Origin of the sequence: Arachnia propionica, assembly GCF_900637725.1 — a bacterium.
GTDB classification, from domain to species: domain Bacteria; phylum Actinomycetota; class Actinomycetes; order Propionibacteriales; family Propionibacteriaceae; genus Arachnia; species Arachnia propionica.
Window position 1 is genome coordinate 1,588,359 of record NZ_LR134406.1, and the last position, 15,005, is coordinate 1,603,363.

Annotated in this window: 15 protein-coding genes; 5 read left to right on the forward strand and 10 right to left on the reverse strand. The window is 66.9% G+C overall.

Annotated features, from left to right (window positions below):
- Positions 1-61: 61 nt before the first annotated feature.
- The 5 genes from EL272_RS06980 to EL272_RS07000 form a co-directional block, all read right to left on the reverse strand.
- Positions 62-856: an HAD family hydrolase gene (locus EL272_RS06980; protein WP_061787005.1), complete on the reverse strand. Its 795-nt coding sequence runs from the start codon at positions 854-856 to the stop codon at positions 62-64.
- Between the two features lie 28 nt (positions 857-884).
- Complete coding sequence (locus tag EL272_RS06985; protein ID WP_061787004.1) at positions 885-2,372, reverse strand: carbohydrate-binding domain-containing protein; 1,488 nt, start codon at positions 2,370-2,372, stop codon at positions 885-887.
- Positions 2,373-2,398: 26 nt separating this feature from the next.
- Entirely contained in the window at positions 2,399-3,136 is a 738-nt protein-coding gene (locus EL272_RS06990) for a polyphosphate polymerase domain-containing protein (protein ID WP_014846510.1), read from the reverse strand.
- Positions 3,133-3,705: a DUF4956 domain-containing protein gene (locus EL272_RS06995; RefSeq protein ID WP_014846511.1), complete on the reverse strand. Its 573-nt coding sequence runs from the start codon at positions 3,703-3,705 to the stop codon at positions 3,133-3,135. Before EL272_RS06995 ends, EL272_RS06990 begins: the two co-directional genes overlap by 4 nt.
- A gap of 115 nt (positions 3,706-3,820) precedes the next feature.
- Positions 3,821-4,684 carry a hypothetical protein gene (locus EL272_RS07000; protein WP_073969943.1) on the reverse strand — a complete coding sequence of 288 codons (864 nt, stop codon included), beginning with the start codon at positions 4,682-4,684 and terminating at the stop codon, positions 3,821-3,823.
- Between the two features lie 110 nt (positions 4,685-4,794).
- Between EL272_RS07000 and EL272_RS07005 the strand changes: the two genes are divergently transcribed.
- The 4 genes from EL272_RS07005 to EL272_RS07020 are packed head-to-tail and all read left to right on the forward strand — an operon-like array spanning position 4,795 to position 8,843.
- A complete protein-coding gene (locus EL272_RS07005) occupies positions 4,795-5,856 on the forward strand; it encodes an AAA family ATPase (protein WP_014846512.1) in 1,062 nt (353 codons plus the stop codon).
- Entirely contained in the window at positions 5,849-6,925 is a 1,077-nt protein-coding gene (locus tag EL272_RS07010) for a DUF58 domain-containing protein (RefSeq protein WP_014846513.1), read from the forward strand. Before EL272_RS07005 ends, EL272_RS07010 begins: the two co-directional genes overlap by 8 nt.
- Entirely contained in the window at positions 6,922-7,887 is a 966-nt protein-coding gene (locus EL272_RS07015) for a VWA domain-containing protein (RefSeq protein WP_014846514.1), read from the forward strand. The genes EL272_RS07010 and EL272_RS07015 overlap by 4 nt, the downstream gene beginning before the upstream one ends.
- On the forward strand, positions 7,884-8,843 hold the full coding sequence (locus EL272_RS07020) for a VWA domain-containing protein (protein WP_061787190.1): 960 nt from the start codon (positions 7,884-7,886) through the stop codon (positions 8,841-8,843). Before EL272_RS07015 ends, EL272_RS07020 begins: the two co-directional genes overlap by 4 nt.
- A gap of 15 nt (positions 8,844-8,858) precedes the next feature.
- Here the strand turns inward: EL272_RS07020 and EL272_RS07025 are convergent, their stop codons facing one another.
- A complete protein-coding gene (locus EL272_RS07025) occupies positions 8,859-10,703 on the reverse strand; it encodes an alpha/beta hydrolase family protein (protein WP_061787002.1) in 1,845 nt (614 codons plus the stop codon).
- A 131-nt stretch (positions 10,704-10,834) separates the two neighbouring features.
- Here EL272_RS07025 and EL272_RS07030 point away from each other — a divergent pair, with 131 nt between their 5' ends.
- A complete protein-coding gene (locus tag EL272_RS07030; RefSeq protein ID WP_014846517.1) occupies positions 10,835-11,359 on the forward strand; it encodes a DUF3145 domain-containing protein in 525 nt (174 codons plus the stop codon).
- A gap of 45 nt (positions 11,360-11,404) precedes the next feature.
- Here the strand turns inward: EL272_RS07030 and EL272_RS07035 are convergent, their stop codons facing one another.
- The 4 genes from EL272_RS07035 to EL272_RS07050 all read right to left on the reverse strand — a co-directional run bounded on the left by EL272_RS07035 (position 11,405) and on the right by EL272_RS07050 (position 14,989).
- The gene (locus EL272_RS07035) at positions 11,405-12,661 is read right to left on the reverse strand and encodes a beta-ketoacyl-[acyl-carrier-protein] synthase family protein (protein WP_061787001.1); all 1,257 of its coding nucleotides are present in this window, start codon (positions 12,659-12,661) and stop codon (positions 11,405-11,407) included.
- Positions 12,662-12,745: 84 nt separating this feature from the next.
- Positions 12,746-12,991 carry an acyl carrier protein gene (locus tag EL272_RS07040; RefSeq protein ID WP_014846519.1) on the reverse strand — a complete coding sequence of 82 codons (246 nt, stop codon included), beginning with the start codon at positions 12,989-12,991 and terminating at the stop codon, positions 12,746-12,748.
- 33 nt (positions 12,992-13,024) lie between these two features.
- Positions 13,025-14,020 carry a beta-ketoacyl-ACP synthase III gene (locus EL272_RS07045; protein ID WP_014846520.1) on the reverse strand — a complete coding sequence of 332 codons (996 nt, stop codon included), beginning with the start codon at positions 14,018-14,020 and terminating at the stop codon, positions 13,025-13,027.
- A 42-nt stretch (positions 14,021-14,062) separates the two neighbouring features.
- On the reverse strand, positions 14,063-14,989 hold the full coding sequence (locus EL272_RS07050) for an ACP S-malonyltransferase (RefSeq protein WP_073969941.1): 927 nt from the start codon (positions 14,987-14,989) through the stop codon (positions 14,063-14,065).
- Positions 14,990-15,005: the final 16 nt, after the last annotated feature.

The window sequence follows — 15,005 nt, forward strand, 5'->3', positions numbered from 1 at the left end:
CCGGGAGCGGGCGGTCCTCGGTGTCATTACCGCCCACCCTGCGGGCGCTGGGTGATGCGGTTCACGCATCCAGCAGGCGCAGGATCTGTTCGCCGACGGCCCCCTCGTTGTTGGGGCCGATCCGGGTGAAACCCCGGCCGAGCAGACACGGATCGGCGTCCGCCATGACGTAGCCCCGGCCCACCAACTCCAGCATCCCCAGGTCGTTGTGCATGTCACCGAAAGCGACCGCGTCGGCCGGGTCGATGTCGATCTCCTCCAGCAGCCTCGCCAGGGCGGCACCTTTGGTGACGCCCGGCGCCGACAGTTCGACGGTGCCGCACACGTCGTGCCAGGAGAAGGTGGCCTGGAGGATCTCGCCCGCGGCGGCGACGGCCACGGGGGAGAAGGCGTGGGTGTCGGCGTGGCGGGTGCGGGCGAGCACCTTGATGACCGGGCCGGCCGCCAGCAGGTCCGGGAGGCCAGCCACCTGATCGGCCCCGGAGAAGTGCCCAACCGGGTAGCCGGGTTCGCGACCCCACCCGTGCTCGTACTCCACCGCGAACGAAACCTCGAGTTCCGGCGGCAGCGCCGCCGAGAAGGCCAGGGCCCGTTCCGGTTCGATCGGGTGGAGGAAGTCGGGGCGGGGCCTGGTCAGCCGGCCGATGGCCGCCCCGTTGCTGGAGATCGCCAGGGGATCCAGGTCACGCAGCTCCGCCAGGGCGTCGAGCCAGCGCCTGGGCCTGCCCGTGGCAATCACGAAGACGACGCCCTCCTCGACGGATCGTCGCGCCGCCGCCAGGTTTGACTGGAGGAGGACGGCGTTCGCACCCAGGAAGGTGCCGTCCAGGTCCGTAGCGATCAGGGCTGGTTTCATGCCATCAGGCTACCGGCGTTCACCGGGGTCACCTGCCGGGCCGGCTGCTCTGTTGATCCGCACCGGGCTGCCCGCCGCCCGGGCCGGAACCCATGCCGGTCGCGTACTGGTTGGCGGAGACCGTGCCTGCCGATTTGCCGCCCAGCAGGATCTCGTAGGTGCTTTCCGCCGAGATGGAGGGACCGGAGTACAGCACCGAGGAGTACTGCTTGGAGGAGGCCTGGGTGGCTATCACGTTCCCGCTGGAATCCGCGATGGAGACCTCACCGGTGGAGCTGCCGTTCAGGTTCGTGAACACGAATGCTTGGGTGGAGTTCTCTGAGGGGGACTCGGCCATGCCGGAAGTCCCGATCGCCCAAAGCTCGCCGCCGGTGACGGTCAACCCCGACTGCACGTCGACCGAGCCGTTTCCCCCCACGGTGGGTCCGAGGATCACGACGCTGCCCCCCGAGATCGTCCCGGCCGCGTTGGAATCGAGCCCGTCGCCCTCCGAATCGATCGTGACGGCGCCGCCGGCGATGGTGAAGCCCTGCGGGTTGTCGCCGGAGATGTTGATGCCGTCGTCGCTGCTGGTCAGCCGGGTCTGGCCTCCCGAGATCACGAGGGTCTGGGCCTCGACGGCCTCCAGGGAGTTGGAGACGGTGACGGCACCTCCCGATATCGCGACGTCGTTGAACCCTTTGATGCCGTCATCCCCGGATGTGATGTTGACAGTTCCGTTCTCGATCAGGACGTAGCCACGGTCGGCGTTGGTCTCGTTGTCGGACTTGATGCCGTCCCCGGTGGCCTCCACATTGACGGTTCCGCCCGAGACGATGACGTAGTCCTTTCCCCGGATGCCATCATCTGCCGCCTTGACCGTGACGTTGCCGCCCGCGATGACGAGCCCGTCCGCGGAGTTGATCGCGTCGTTGTTGTTGCCCGTGACGCTCAGCGACCCGTTCCCGGCGATGCTGAGGTCGCTGGCCGAGTCAACGGCCGATGACGGGGCCTCGCTGGAGGTGTCTGCGTAGGTGTCCGCGTCGGAAATCGTGTTCTCGGTGCCGTCGGCGAGGATCAGGGTCACCTCGTCCGCGGCCGTGACGACCATCGGGGAACCCGACGGGTTGGTCAGCTCGACGCCGTTCAGGATCAGCTTCACGTCCTGGGAGTCGGCGTTGACGATCACCTGCCCCGTCAGGGAACCGGCAAGACGGTAGGTTCCCGCGGATGTGATCGTTACGGTTGAGCCGTCGACCGTGACCCCGCCGCCCGAGGCGGTGGCCGAGGATCCGTTCAGAGTGATCTGGGTGACGGAGGACTCGTCGTAATCGGAGTCGTCCTGGGAGTAGTGGGATTCCTGGTTCTCGGAGAGCAGGGCGGTCAGGGCCTCGCTGCTTCCGCTGTTGCCGGTGGCGGTGGAACGGGTCGCGGTCTGTCCGGAGGCGTCGGTGAGCGTGGTGGCCGAGGAGCAGCCGGCGAGGACGGCGACTGCCGCGAGAGAGGCGAGTCCGAGTTTGAGCTTTCGCATTTTCATAGTCGGTCCTTCGGTGGTCTCGTTTGTCAGAAGTGTCGGTTCAGGACCCGGCGCCAGCGGTTCGCGGGCAGTTCGGGGTGCAGGGCGGCGAGACCAGTGGCGTATTTGGAGATCCGTTGTGGGCGGTAGCCGTGGTACCAGAGGGTCCGGTCCGCGGAACTGGGAGCCGACCCTGCCTTGGTCTCGATGATCGCCAGCCGGGGAGCCCGCAGGCTGTGGCCGTTCTCCTTCCAGACGAGTTCCCGGTCCAGGGTGAGCCGGGCCCGGCCATCGGCGGCGAGCAGCGTGGTGCGCAGGTAACTGGTTTCCAGGCTCGGTCCCAGCCACTGCGGGCGGATGCCGCGGATCCCCCCGGTGGCAAGGCGGCCGCTGATGAAGCCGTACTGTTCGGGCGCGATCTCGAACAGTGCAGAAGGATCGTGGGGGATGCGTTCCTTGACGGTGTTTCCGCCGCGCCGGGTCTTGACCTCCAGGAAGGCCTCGCCCGAGTCCCGGTAGTGACGGACCCTCACCTTGAACCGGTGCGGGCGGCCCCTCGCGGCCAGCAGGTAGGAGTCGCGTGCCGTGGTGTCGAAGTAGACGGATGTGTACCCGAACTCCGTTCTTCCCCCGATGTTCAGGACCCTGGTGCCGGTCGGCAGGCAATCGAGTATCGCCTCGGCGGCGCGCTGGTGCAGCGGATACTTGCGGTCCACCCGGCTCATGAACTCCGCGGCCGCGTTGAGTTCGTCGAGGTGAACCGGGGCGAGATCGCTCAGGCTCATCGCAGCACCTCCACCTTCTCGATGACCGGGAGACCGGCTCCCGGGGCGTAGCGAACCTCGACGAGGGTGGTGTCAGCGACGAAGTCGAGGCGCTGGACGTTCACCCCGAGCACTCGGCCCCCGAGACGGGTCGCCAGTTCGTAGCGGAGTTCCTCGGGATCGGTGATCGCCCGGTCGAGGTTGACGACCTCGCGTTTGACCCCCGTCCGGAACCGGGAGGAGTCGGCCAGAGCCAGGACGACCACGATTAGGGCCATCGTCGCGTAGGTGGTGGTGGAGCCCCCGAGCCCGCCCAGCAAACCGAGGGCGAGCGAACTGAAATAGTAGGCCACCTCGTGCTGGGCCAGTTCATCGGACCGGAGCCGGATGATCGACAGCACCCCGAACAGGCCCAGGCCGAGTCCTGCCGCGACGGTGCTGTTCAGCAGCCCGATGGAAACCGCCATGACGCCGATGTTGACGCCCAGATAGGCGACCGCCAGATCGCGGCGGTGATGCCGTGGCAGGTAGATGGCGAAGACGAGGACACAGATTGCGACGATGTTGGCTAGGTAGGGCAGGAATTGCATGTGCTGGCCTTGTTGATCGGTGGAGAGGATCTTTCCTCAGGGCGATCACCATTGAGCCGGGCCAACTTGTACGTTGCCTGTGTTCCCCGGATGCGAAAGATGTGAAGAAAGCCGGTTACAACTTGCGTTCGGGGCTCGGGCTGCCCGGGCCCGAGGAGTCACCCGAGGGCTGTTCCATCGAGGGGGTGTCGCTGCGGCTCTCCAGTTCCGAGGGTTCCCCGGAGGACGACTCCCCAGAAGACGGTTCCCCGGAGGACTGGCTGGGGGAACCGCTACCGCTACCGGTACCGGTAGCGGATTCGGAACTCGGCACGGGGGCGGGAGGGGACACCTTCTGCTGGTTCTGGAACACCAGGATCGCCAACAGCACCGCGACGGAGGCGATCAGCAGCATCAGCAGGAAGGATGTGAGCAGGCTGAGCCAGCCGGCCCGGTCCTTGCGGCCCGGCCAGGGAAGCGGCCACATCCGCCATGTCCCCGGGCGGATGTTCTGCCACCAGTGCATCTGGAAATCCGGTCCCGCGGGGGAACCGAGCTGGGGGGTGTGCACGAGATCGACGGCGGCGAGCACCCGTTGCGCCTCTGACACGGCCTTGGGGGAACCGGAGAAGGCCAGTGCCACCCACGGGGCTAGAGGGCGGTGGGAGGCGACGATCGGGTCGTCGTCCTCGTCCCGGAAACGCACCGCCATGCGCCCCTCGTCCTGATCCTGACCGCCGCGGGCCACGACGGTGTCGATGTGCATGGCGTTGATCTCACCGGAGAAACGTGCCCGCGCAGCGGGATCCGAGGCGGCGCCGTCGCGCAAGTGGATCAGCATCACCGGATCCGAGCCGTCCGCGTGCGCGCAGTAGACGACACCCGCTGGGCTCTCCGCGAGACGTGAGTCGATCCAGAAATCGCCCACGCGGACCGGGTCCTCCGGAAGAAGGGGATGGTGTTCCGCGTATTCGGGTGTGGGATCTGGTGGCTGAGTCATCAAGGACTATGACATCACATCGCGAGGTCCTCCGTCTCCGGGCATCGCATCTCGGTCCTGCTCGGCGGGCGCGGTATCGTGGTGCGCGATCGTTTCAAGGAGACTCCAAGTTGACTACCCCCAGCGCGCAGCCACCCCTGCCCACCACCGTTGCCGACGCCGCTCGCCTTCTGGGCGTGGCCATCAGCCAGGTGCAGCGGGTCATCGTCGGTCAGGAACACATGGTCCAGCAGTTGATGGTGGCTCTTCTGGCTAAGGGCCACTGCCTTCTCGAAGGCGTACCGGGCGTGGCGAAAACCTTGGCGGTGCGTTCCTTCGCGACAGTCGTCGGAGGGGATTTCGCTCGAGTGCAGTTCACCCCGGACCTGGTTCCCTCCGACATCGTCGGAACCCGCATCTACTCCGCCAGCTCCGAATCCTTCGAGATCGAGCTCGGACCGGTTTTCGTGAACTTCGTGTTGGCCGACGAGATCAACCGGGCGCCCGCGAAGGTGCAGTCCGCGATGCTCGAGCTGATGGCCGAGAAACAGGTTTCCATCGGCGGCAGGACCTACCCCGCGCCCGAACCATTCATCGTGATCGCGACCCAGAACCCCGTCGAGTCCGAGGGCGTCTACCCGCTTCCCGAGGCGCAGCGGGACCGTTTCCTCGTGAAGGTGGACGTGCCCTACCCGAAGGGCAACGAGGAGTTCGAGATCCTCAGGCGCATGAGCGTCAAACCCCCGCAGGCGGAGCAGGTGCTGAACCCTGGTCTGGTGCGCCACCTGCAGGACATGGCGTCCAAGGTTTTCGTCCACAACCTGGTCAGCGAGTACATCGTGCGCCTCGTGCTGGCCACCCGGAACCCTGCCGATTTCGGAATGCCGGACCTGGAGCCGGTGATTCAGATCGGTTGTTCCCCCCGCGCCACGCTCGGCCTTGTGGCCGCGTCGCGTTCCCTCGCGCTGATCAACGGCCGCGACTACGTGCTCCCCACCGATGTGCAGGCGGTGGCCCGCGACGTCATGTCCCATCGCATCGTGCTCGGTTTCGATGCGGTGGCCGACAACGTTCTCACCACCGACGTGGTGGATCGCATACTGGCCATGGTCCCGGCACCCACCCCGGTGTGGAACGACCAGTCACGCCAGCAGCGTCACCAGCAACACGGCTACCAGCCCGGTCATGCCTGAGGGAACCTTGACCTCCCCATCCTTCGCACCCGCACCCGCGACACAGGCGCCCCACGATCCCGGGGCCGCCACATCCGTGCTGCACACACCGAGCGGCCCCACCATCCCGCTGACCAAACTGGCCCCGGAAGCCGCCCTGCGGCGCCTGGAACTCACCGTCGTCCGCCGCCTGGAGGGGTTCCTGCACGGAGATCACCTGGGTCTGCTCCCGGGACCGGGTTCCGACACGAACGACGCCCGCCCGTACCAGCCGGGCCAGGACGATGTCCGGATGATGGACTGGGCCGTCACCGCACGCACCACGGTTCCCCACGTCCGCGACACCATGGCCGACCGGGAGCTCGAGGTCTGGGGACTGCTCGACGTGACCCCGTCGATGAACTGGGGGACCGAGGGCATCACCAAACGCGACCTGGGCATCGCGGCCATCGCGACGATCGGTTTCCTAAGCCAACGGATGGGGGACCGGTTCGGCGGTCTCATGATGCTGCCCGACCGCATCAAGCGGCTGCCCGCCCGTTCGGGCCGGACCGCCCTGTACGGGATGCTGCGGCAGATGCTCACCGAACCCATCGTCCCCGACAACGCCCCCGGTGACCTGGAACTGGTCGACGGCATTGAGCAGATGGCACGCTCCCAGCGACGCCGCGGCATGCGGGTGGTGGTCTCGGATTTCCTGACCTCGGGAGAGGCCGAGCTTGATCCTGACCGGCCACCGGCCTGGGAACGGGCGATCAGGCGGCTGGCGGTTCGCAACCAGGTGTTGTGCGTCGAGGTGGTTGACCGGCACGAACTGGAGTTCCCCGACGTCGGGGAGATGCTGATCCGCGACCCGGAAACCTCCTTCCTGCGCTACATAAACACCTCCGATCCGGCCGCGCGCCAGCGGATGGACGACGCCTCACGCGCGCAGCGTGAACGCATCAAGGTGGCGCTCAGGCGCGCGGGGGCGGGACACATCCAGCTGCGCACGGACCGCGACTGGGTATCTGACATCGCGCGATTCGTCCTCGGCTACCGGCGGGTCGCCAGCGCCCTTCACGCGCCGCCCCAGGGAGTGAGCCGATGATGGACTGGTTGGCTTTCAAGACCCCCGAGAGGCTGTGGGTGCTGCTGGTTCTTCCCGCGCTGATCATCGCCTACCTGGTGCTGATGCGTCTCAAGGGGCGAACCTCACTGCGTTACACCAACACCGGGGTGCTGGGCCGGGTGATCGGTTCCCAGCGCCGCTGGACGCGGCACCTGGCCGTTTTCATGTCGCTGTGCTCCCTGGTGGCGCTGACCCTGGCCTGGGCCCAGCCACTCGGAACGGAGAAGGTCCCACGGGAACGGGCAACCGTGGTCATGGTGATAGACACATCGCTTTCCATGCAGGCCTCCGACGTGGACCCGAACCGGTTGGAAGCGGCCAAGACCGCAGCGAAACAGTTCGTGGATGCGCTGCCCGACTCCTACAACGTCGCCCTGGTCTCACTCAACGGTTCCCCTGCCGTGGTCATGCCTCCCTCAACGGACCGGGGCGCGCTCACCAGGGCCATCGACACCCTGGAACTCAAGGAGGGCACCGCCATCGGGGACGCGCTGGACCAGGCGCTCAAGGCCGTCAGCGAGGCCCCCGCCCCCGAGGACGGTTCCGAACCCGCGCCGGCCATGATCGTGATGCTGAGCGATGGCGGGAACACTTCGGGAACGGAGCCCGCGGGAAGTGCGGGCCGCGCACAGGCGGCCGGGGTGCCGGTGTTCACCATCGCCTACGGAACCGAGAACGGATACGTTGACTTGGACGGGAAGCGGCACAACGTCGCCCCGGACAACGAGGTTCTCCGGTCGATCTCCGCGACCACTGGCGGGGAATCGGTTTCCGCGGACAGCACGGACAGCCTGAAGGACGCCTACAAGAGGATCGGTTCATCGGTGGGCACGGAAGAGGTGAAGAAACCGGTGACCGCGCAGTACGCGTTCGGGGCGTTGGGTTTCGCAGTGGTGGCCGCGCTGGGGGCAGTGATGATGGCTGCGAGGTGGCCGCGATGACGACCCTGGTGCTCGAGTTCATGCAGCCCATCCGGTTGTGGGCGCTGGCGCTGATTCCCGTCATCGCGGGGATCTACTGGTATCTGGCCAATCGGATTTCCCGGTCGCAGACCCCGAACTCGCGGCTGAGGTTCGTCATCCCCAAGGATGCGGCCTGGAAACGTCACGGCGCCGTGCTGCTGGCGCTGCTCAGTCTCGCTTCGCTGGTGATCGCCTGGGCGATGCCGAAGGACTACGGAAAGCAGGCACGGGACCGGGCAACCATCGTCGTCACGATAGACGTCTCCTGGTCTATGGAGGCCGATGATGTGTCCCCCAACCGGCTCGAGGCCGCGAAGGAATCGGCAAAGAAGTTCATCGCGAGCCTCCCGGAGCGGTTCAATGTCGCACTGGTGACCTTCGCTGGAACCGCCAGTGTCAGCGTTCCCCCGACCGTGGACCGGGGGGTGCTTAACCGCGCCATAGACAACATTCAGATGGCCCCCTCCACTGCTATCGGAGAGGCGATCTACACCAGCCTCGACGCGCTGAAACTGGTGCCACCGGATCCCGATCATCCCGATGCAACGGCCCCGGCGGCCATAGTGCTGCTCTCGGACGGCGCATCCAACTTGGGGCGGGACTCGGCCGCGGCGGCCCAGCAGTCGAAGCAGCTGGGGGTTCCCATCTACACCATCGCCTACGGCACCCAGAACGGTTACGTAGAATCCAATGGTAGACGGGAACGGGTGGCCGTTGATCATCATGAGCTATACGTGGTTGCGGAGAACTCCGGGGGCAAGAAGTTCTCGGCTGAATCGGCGGGCGAGCTCAGCGAGATCTACCAGGCGATTTCCTCCGACCTGGGTTACGAACTGGTTCCGATGGAGATCACGGACCAGTACGCGGGGTTGGCGATAATCTTCGCGGTCCTCGCCGCCATGGGCGTGATCTCCTTGGGGGCGCGCTGGCCCTGAGCGCGGTCTCTTTCCTCAGGCCTTGAGATTCTCGATCGGCAGGACGGGAACGTCGTCGCTGAGCGGCAGGCCGAATACCTGTTCCAGGAAGGAGACCTGGGACTCCAGCGACTGCTCGCGGGCCGCGAGCGAACGGAAACCGTGGCCCTCGTGCTCGAACGTGACCAGTGCCAGGGCGAGCCCCTTGGCGCGCACCGCATCCGCCATGTCGAAGGCCTGCCCCGGTGGCACGACGTGATCCTCCAGACCCTGCAGGATCAGCATGGGGGCGTTGAGACGGTCGAGCCGGGTGATCGGGGAACGTTCCCGGTAGATCTGCTCCCCTTCCGGCCACGGGGCCACCAGGGCGAAGGTGTAATGGGATTCCGCCTTGTGGGTTTCCTCGACGAGACTCCGCAGATCCCCGATGCCGTAGGAACTGATGCCGGCTGCGAAAAAATCGCTGGTAACCAGGGCCTGCAGGGTGGTGTAACCGCCCGCGCTGCCTCCGGCGATGGCCACACGCTTGGGATCAGCCAGCTCCGCCCGGCACACCTCGCGGGCCGCCGCCACCACGTCGGCGACATCCAGGACGCCCCACCGCCCCTTCAAGCGGTCCCGGTAGGCGCGCCCGAAACCGGTGGAACCCGAGTAGTTCACGTCCAGAACACAGATACCGCGGGAAACCCAGAACTGGATCATCTTGTCGAAGCTCGGGTAGTGCACGGAGGTGGGGCCGCCGTGGGTGAGAACGAGCATGGGGGGCGCCGCCACGGCGTCGGGGACCGGGTAGAACCAGGAGTGCACCGGCCCCGCGGGCCCCTCGGACCAGCGACTAACGGGACGGCTCAGACCCGGCAGGGGTTCGGAGGCCACGAGTTCGGTTCGTTCCCCGGTGGGGGAGATGCGCACCAGGGAGGCGGGACGATCATCCCATTCCGCTACCGCGAACAGGTCCTGTCCGGAAGAGGCCAGGGACTCGACCATGGCCGTTCCGGGCAGCGGATGGGTGACCCCGCCGCTGCGCGGATGCCACAGCGCCAGCGCACCGCGGCCGTCGGCGATTTGAACCGTTGCCAGCAGGTCATCCCCCACTGCGCAGGCGGGCGGGGTGTCCAACACCCACACGGGAATCGAACAGTCGTGAGGGGTTCGCCAGGCCGACATCCCCTCGCGGTGGTGCACCACCCAGTTCCAGTGGCCGGATTCGTCCGTGACACAGGCCAGGGAACCGTCCCCGAGCCAGACCGGGTGTTGCGCACTGACCCCGGGCTTCCCGAAGATCCTGTCGACGTGCCCGGGATCGTCGAGGTTCGTGGCCCACACGGATGCCTCGTCCCAGCTCATGTTCGGGTGCATCCACTGGAACCAGGCGAGCCGTCCGTCGCGCACCGCCGGGCCCGCGTAGAAATCGGCGCCGCTCACCAGCACGTGGCCCCCGTCGGCATTGCTGGAATCCAGGTCCAGCGCGACGATCTCGCTGCGTTCCTCGGGGGTCACCTCGTGATCCTCACGGACCGCGAGAAGCAACCGGCGTTGCGGATCGAGGGTCAGTCCGCCGTAGCGGAACCGGGTGCTTCCGGGGGTCAGGGGGCGGGTGGTCCCCCCGTCCCGGATCCACAGCCGCTTGGTGAAATCGTCGCACCACGCCACCAGGGCGTCGGCCACCGCGTAGGCACCCCCGCCGTACTCCATCACCCGGGAACGCACGTTGAACCCGGGGGTGATCTCGGTGATCCTGCCCTCCCGCCAACGCCGCACGGTCACCCGGCCGTCCTCGGCGGCGATCCCCGCCAGCCAGAACACCCCGTCCCCGCTGACCCGTACCTGGCGGATGGAGTCCATGCCCTTGAGGGCCTGGTCAATGGACATTCGCTGCATGGTCACAGTTTATGACCGGCCCCGCCGCCTCCTGTTGTGCCTTTCCCGTAGCTGTAGCACAATTGACACCGCCTGGAGTCGAGATGGATCGCAGGGGAAGGCAATCCGGCCGAGACCCAGGAGAGAACAAAATGAACGCTTGCACGGCCACCGAGAGCCTGCCCGGGGCGCGGGGGATGATCTTCATTCACTCCACCCCGGCCGCGCTGTGCCCGCATTTGGAATGGGCAGCCGCCTCGGTGCTCGGCGCGGGACTCAGCTGGCAGTGGAGCGAGCAGCACGCCGAGCCTGGTTCCCAGCGGGCCGAGCTCTCGTGGACCGGGCCCACCGGTTCGGGGGCGAGGCTCGCCTCCCGTCTCGCGGAGTTCGCCCGCATCCGTTTCGAGGTGACCGAGGAAGCCATGCTCGGGGCCGAGGGAACCCGCTACTGCTACACCCCTTCGCTCGGTCCGTTTGCCGCCACGGTCGGGGTGCACGGCGACATCCTGGTTCCCGAGGATCGCATCCGCCATGCCCTCGACACCGCGTCCGCCAAGGGCATGAGCGTTCACCAAGCCATGGAAAGACTCCTCGGGACCGCCTGGGACGAGGAACTCGAACAATTCCGGTACAGCTCGGAGGATGCACCGATCCGGTGGCTCCACCAGGTCGTGTGACGACCACCGGGTCGGGAGCGCCCGGCGCGCTCCCGACCCGGTGCGTCAGTCGGTGATGTTGGCGTTGGTCACGGTCACCGCAACGTTGGAACCCCCGAAACCGAAGGAGTTGTTCAGGGCCGCGAGGTCGCCTTCGGGAAGCCGGCGTGGTTCGTTCACGGCGATGTCGATGGGGAGCCCGGGTTCCAGGTTCTCGATGTTGATGGTCGGGGGCACGATCCGGTGCCTGAGGGCCATTACGGTCGCGAAGGTTTCCAATGCACCCGCGCTGCCGAGCAGGTGGCCGCTCATGGATTTGGTGGAGGTCACGATGCACTCGTCCACGGCGGACCCGAGGGCGGTTGCGATGGAACTGGCCTCGGTGAGGTCACCCTGCGGGGTCGAGGTGCCGTGGGCGTTGATGTGCTTGATGTCGCCGGGCTGGAGCCCTGATGCCTGGAGGGCCTTGCGCATTGCGGTGGACTGGCCGCGGCCCGTCGGTTCTGGCTGGACCATGTCATGGTTGTCGTTGCTGATCCCGGCCCCTGCGAGGGTTCCGTAGATGCGTGCCCCTCGCGCGCGGGCGTGTTCGAGGGTTTCGATGACCATGATCACGGAGCCTTCGCCGAGGACGAATCCGTCGCGGCCGGTGTCCCAGGGGCGTGAGGCGTGTTCCGGGTCGTCGTTGCGACGGCTCAGGGCCTGCATCTGGGCGAAGGCGTTGATGGGCAGCGGGTGGATGACACCTTCCGACCCCCCGACCACCGCGATGTCGCAGCGGCCCAGCCGGATCTGGTCGAGTCCCAGGGAGATGGCTTCGTTCGACGAGGCGCAGGCACTGACAGGCGCGTGAACACCGGCAGCGGCACCGAATTTCAGCCCCAGGTTTGCGGCGGGCGCGTTCGCCATGAGCATGGGGATGGTGAAGGGGGAGACCCGGCGCAGCCCCTTCTCCTTCTGGATGTCCCAGTTGCCGAGCAGGGAATGCAGACCGCCGATACCGGTGCCCACGCACACGGCGAGCCGGTCCGGATCCGTGGAATTGTCTTCGCCGAGCCCGAGCCCGGCATCCTCCCACGCCTCCTGGCCGGCGATCATGGCGAACTGCGAACTCCGGTCGAGACGGCGGGCCGCGACGCGGTCGAGTTTCTCGTTCGGGTCACCGGCAGCCTCGGCGGCGAAGGTGACGGGCAGTGGTTTTGCCCAGTCGTAGGGAAGGGTGTGCACACCGGAGCGGCCGGCGAGCATGGCCTCCCAGGTGCTGGGGGCGTCTACGCCGAGCGGGGTGAACGCGCCAAAACCGGTGATGACTACCTCGGTCATGTTGAACTCCTGGGGGCTGAAGGATTTCTCGGGGCTGGAAAGTATGGTGGGGGATGGCAGCCGCCACCCCCCACCGGCTCGGCCTCAGGCCTGGGCGCGTTCGATGTAGGCGACCGCATCACCAACGGTCTTCAGGTTCTTGGAGTCCTCGTCGGGGATCGAGACGCCGAACTTGTCCTCGCACGCGTAGATGATTTCCACCATGGAGAGGGAGTCGACGCCGAGGTCATCGACGAAGGACTTGTCCAGCTGGACGTCCTCCGCGGCCACGCCCGCCACGTCGTTGACGATTTCGGCGAGGTCGACGCGGATCTCTTCAGTGCTTGCCATTGCTGTCTCCTTGTTGGTCGATGGCTGGTTGGGTCATGGAAGGACGACGACCTGGCCCGCGAAAACGAGCCCGGCGCCGAAACCGATGATCAGGGCGGTCTGCCCGGATGCGGCCTCGCCCGATTCGAGCAGGGCCTCCATCGCCAGCGGAATGGACGCCGCCGACGAGTTGCCCATGTGCCTGATGTCGCGGGACACCACCACGTTCTCGGGCAATTTCAGGTGGCGCAACATCGAATCGGTGATCCGGTTGTTGGCCTGGTGGGGAATGAAGACATCCAGTTCCTCGGGGGTGATACCGGCCGCCTTAACGGCTTCGAGGGCCTTGGTCGTGATGTAAGTGGTGGCCCAGCGGAACACGGTACGCCCGTCCATGCTGATCAGAGGCATCCGCTGCTCCGGATCGATCACGTCGGCCCAGTCCTGGATCTGGATGGTGAGGGCCTGGGAGCCGTCGGAACCCCAGACGACGGGGCCGATGGCGGGTTCTTCGCTCGGGCCGACGATGGCGGCCCCGGCGCCGTCTGAGAACAGGAACGCGGTGGTGCGGTCCTCCAGGTTGACCATGCGGCTCAGGGTTTCGACTCCGATCACCAGGACGTTGGTGGCTGCCCCGGAACGGACGAGCGATTCGGCGATGCTGATTCCGTGGCAGAAACCGGCGCACGCCGCCGAGATGTCGAAGGCGACCGGCCCGGCGCTCAGACCGAGTTCGTGGGCTACGTAGACGGCCAGCGAGGGGGACTGCTGGAAATGGGAAACGGTGGAGCAGATGATCCCGTCGATCCGGGACGGGTCCAGCCCGGCGCGATCAATGGCTTTGCGTGCCGCGGCCACCGCCATGAACAGGGGAGTTTCCTCATCGGTCGCCCAGCGACGCTCCTGGATGCCGGTGCGCTGCTCGATCCACTCCGGGGTGGAATCGATGATGGTGCACATCTCATCGTTGTCGACGACTCGCGAACCACGGTAACCGCCGACGCTCAGGATGCGGGCGTGGCGGCTGCCGGTGGAGGGGGTCAATGTCATGTCGCGGCCTTTCGGGCGGTTCGGTGAAGCAGGGGTGGGATTTCAGGCCCTGGTCGAGTGGGTTTCGCAGAAGGAACGGGCCTCATCCAGCTGGTCCGGTGTGTTGAGATTGAACAACTCAACACCCTTGAGGTTGCGTTTTGCGATACCCGTCAGGGTTCCCGCGGGGGCGAGTTCGAGGATCCCGGTGACGCCGAGCCCCGACATGGTCTCCATGCACAGATCCCAACGAACCGGGTTCGCCACCTGCCGGACCAGGCGTTCCAGATACTCGCGCCCCGAGGTCACGACCGCCCCGTCGGCATTGCTGAGGAGACCGGTTCGGGGGTCCTCGGTGGGCACGGCGGCGGTCAGCGCCTCCAGGCGGGCCACGGCGGGGGCCATGTGATGGGTGTGGAAAGCCCCGGCGACGCTGAGCGGTATCAGGCGGGCGCGGCGGGGGGCGTTGTCGGCCAGGGCGGCCAGCTGCCCCTTGGTGCCGGCAGCGACTATCTGGCCGGAACCGTTGTTGTTGGCTGGGGTCAGGCCCGCGGCCTCGATGGCCGCCAGCACCTCTTCCCGGTCCCCACCGATCACGGCGGTCATCGAGGTGGGCGTGACGGCCGATGCCTCGGCCATGCCGCGGCCACGTTCCCGGACCAGCACCATCGCGGATTCGGCGGAGACCACCCCCGCCATGGCCGCTGCGGCGAGCTCACCCACGGAATGCCCGGCGACCACATCTGCGAGTCCGGTGACGACGGGGCTCAGCTGCTCGGCGGTGGCGAGTGCCGATGCGACCAGTAGGGGTTGCGCCACCGCGGTGTCCCGGATGGTCTCCGCGTCAGAAGTGGTCCCATGGGCCACGAGGTCGGTGTCGGCGACGGCGCTCAGCCACTCGAGGCGGGTCCTGAAGCTGGGTTCCTCCAACCAAGCGGCGAGGAATCCGGGGGTCTGGGCGCCCTGGCCTGGCGCAACGATAGCTAGCACGCCCCCAACTCTGCCC